Raw genomic sequence first — 2192 nt, 5'->3', positions numbered from 1 at the left:
TAGTCTGAGCTGAACGAAGTGTATTTGGAAGCGACTTCATCAGGTAAAGAGTTCAGATATTGTTCCAGATAAACTCTACCTCTTTCATCCATGATTTTGACTCGAAAATTGATTAAAAATATAACGCTGCGTTAAGGGGTGAATGCCGCATAAACCAACTTTCTGCAAACCACTTTAACCACCAAAATTCGCTGCATACCAAAAATGCCACGCGGCATGAATCCCTCTTTAACGCTTTGTTATGTTTAAGCTTCAAGGGCTTACGTTTTACCAAAACCAAGATTAACTCGACTTTGATTCATAAACAAAAACCAAAACGTAGAAAACCGAAATGACTCATAGATTTGAAAAACAGACTTCGAATTTTGGCAATTCAAGCCTAAAAACTTGTGGTCAAAATACTGATTGAGCCAACCGCACTAACCTCGCGCATGCCCGAGAATTGACTGAGGCAACGCTCTGAATTTCCAGCGCCAAAGAATAAATGTCCAGAAAACAGCGCCAAATGAAGCCAGATTGCCAACAAACACAAAACCAACAAGGCAAGGGAGCAAAGAAAAGATACAACCAACTGATTTTGCGTGATTAAACATAACGCCCGGTTAAGGGGCTGGCAACGCAAAACACTGAACTCAAAATAACAACCGTAATCACAAAGGCCGATTTGAACAAAAACCGCCACGCGTTGGCAGTCCCTCTTTAACCGTTTGTTATGCAAATTCAATGAGATAAACTGACTTTACACGACCCAAAGCCACAATTGCAATGGTTGAGTGATTCAAGAATCAACCCAAGCCAGATCTGTGATAAATGAGCCGCCAAAACAAAGTCCACCTTTCAGCAACAAACCAAGCTTTTGTGTCAGGAAAGCTCAACGAGCGAAACCTTCAGCAAGTACAAAATGCTGGATAAACTTGCCCTTTCCACACTTTGCGCCCGCTAAATTCACAACAAACCAACGCTAAAACTGATTGAGGCAAACAAAGAACTTTACCTGTTTTACGGCTTGAGTTCACCACGAATTTGAGGGTGAAAGTGCTCATTTGCCGACAATGCAAAACAAATGGCCGGAGAAATCTAAAAAGATTGAACCCCTAAATTTCCCTGAGTTGCATAACGCCCGCCTAAGGGGCTGGCAACGCATTACCACTAAACTCAATCACAACAACCGTAACCACCGCGGCTCAATGGGACTGGAAACGCCACGCGTTGACAGTCCCTCTTGAGGCGTTTGTTAGCTGCGTGCCAAAGATTAAATTGTGTAATCAAAAACCACGATATCCTCAAGCAACGGACGAAAGACTTTTTTCAGGACTTCATGCTCTGGATGAGGCAAGTAATTTTGCCTGCCTTTCTCATCTGAAAATGTCATTAAAACCGAATGTGAATAGCCTTGATTTTTACCTTCAGGACTATCATTTTCTCCCCACTCAACAGATAAAACTCCATCCACTTTATCCGGCATTGAAGCAAACAAGCCTTTTAATTTTTCAATTTCGGATGGCTCTGCCGACGCTTTAAACTTTATAAGCAATATGTGCCGGATCATTTCTCTTCCTCTATAGCTGCTAACGCCCGGCTAAGGGGTTGACAATGCACCGCTGAACTTAAAAAACACACTGTAAACACTGAACTTCAATTTTGCACTAAAGTCGCCAAGCGTTGGCAATCCCTCTTGAGCCGTTTGTTAGGTGTATTACCCAAATGCCGATTATGTCCAACCTTGAGACCATTTTTCTTCATTTTTTAACTCAAGCCAATCAATGGAATATTCATTTTTGGAAAGAATAGATTCTAACTTACACAAAGTTACTGAACCGTCTTCTTCATAGTCAACCTCTGACACCAAAAAGTGTTTCTCTCGATTTATCGGTTTTACAGCTGTCCATTTGCTATTACACAATTTTGCCGGATTAATCTGATTCATTTTTAACTCCGTAATATTATGAATTCATTATTTTACGGACATTTTGAAAAATAAGTTCAATTGATGGCTGCGTTACTAAAGACACCTAACGCCGCGTTAAGGGGTGAGTGCCGCATAAACCAACCTTCCGCAAACCACTTTCACCACCGAAACTCACCGCATACCAAAAATGCCACGCGGCACGAATCCCTCTTTAACGCTTTGTTATGTTTAAGCTTCAAGGGCTTACGTTTTACCAAAACCAAGATTAACTCAGCGTTGACTC

Annotated in this window: 3 protein-coding genes and 1 pseudogene; all 4 read right to left on the bottom strand. The window is 41.4% G+C overall.

All coding sequences use genetic code 11. The features are described from left to right. Positions 1-92, bottom strand: a pseudogene (locus UF06_RS28420) (RNA-binding protein); the annotation flags it as partial. Positions 93-1252: 1160 nt separating this feature from the next. Next, positions 1253-1549: a Dabb family protein gene (locus tag UF06_RS16750; RefSeq protein ID WP_000617998.1), complete on the bottom strand. Its 297-nt coding sequence runs from the start codon at positions 1547-1549 to the stop codon at positions 1253-1255. 162 nt (positions 1550-1711) lie between these two features. Continuing rightward, entirely contained in the window at positions 1712-1927 is a 216-nt protein-coding gene (locus tag UF06_RS16745) for a TIGR02450 family Trp-rich protein (RefSeq protein WP_045571450.1), read from the bottom strand. 85 nt (positions 1928-2012) lie between these two features. Then, positions 2013-2114, bottom strand: a complete 102-nt coding sequence (locus UF06_RS24810) for a DUF3265 domain-containing protein (protein ID WP_242402029.1) — start codon at positions 2112-2114, stop codon at positions 2013-2015. Positions 2115-2192: the final 78 nt, after the last annotated feature.

This window comes from Vibrio sp. S234-5 (assembly GCF_000960595.1).
Classification (GTDB): Bacteria; Pseudomonadota; Gammaproteobacteria; order Enterobacterales; family Vibrionaceae; genus Vibrio.
Note: the sequence above shows the minus strand (reverse complement) of the source record. Positions and strands in the feature narration are given on the sequence as shown.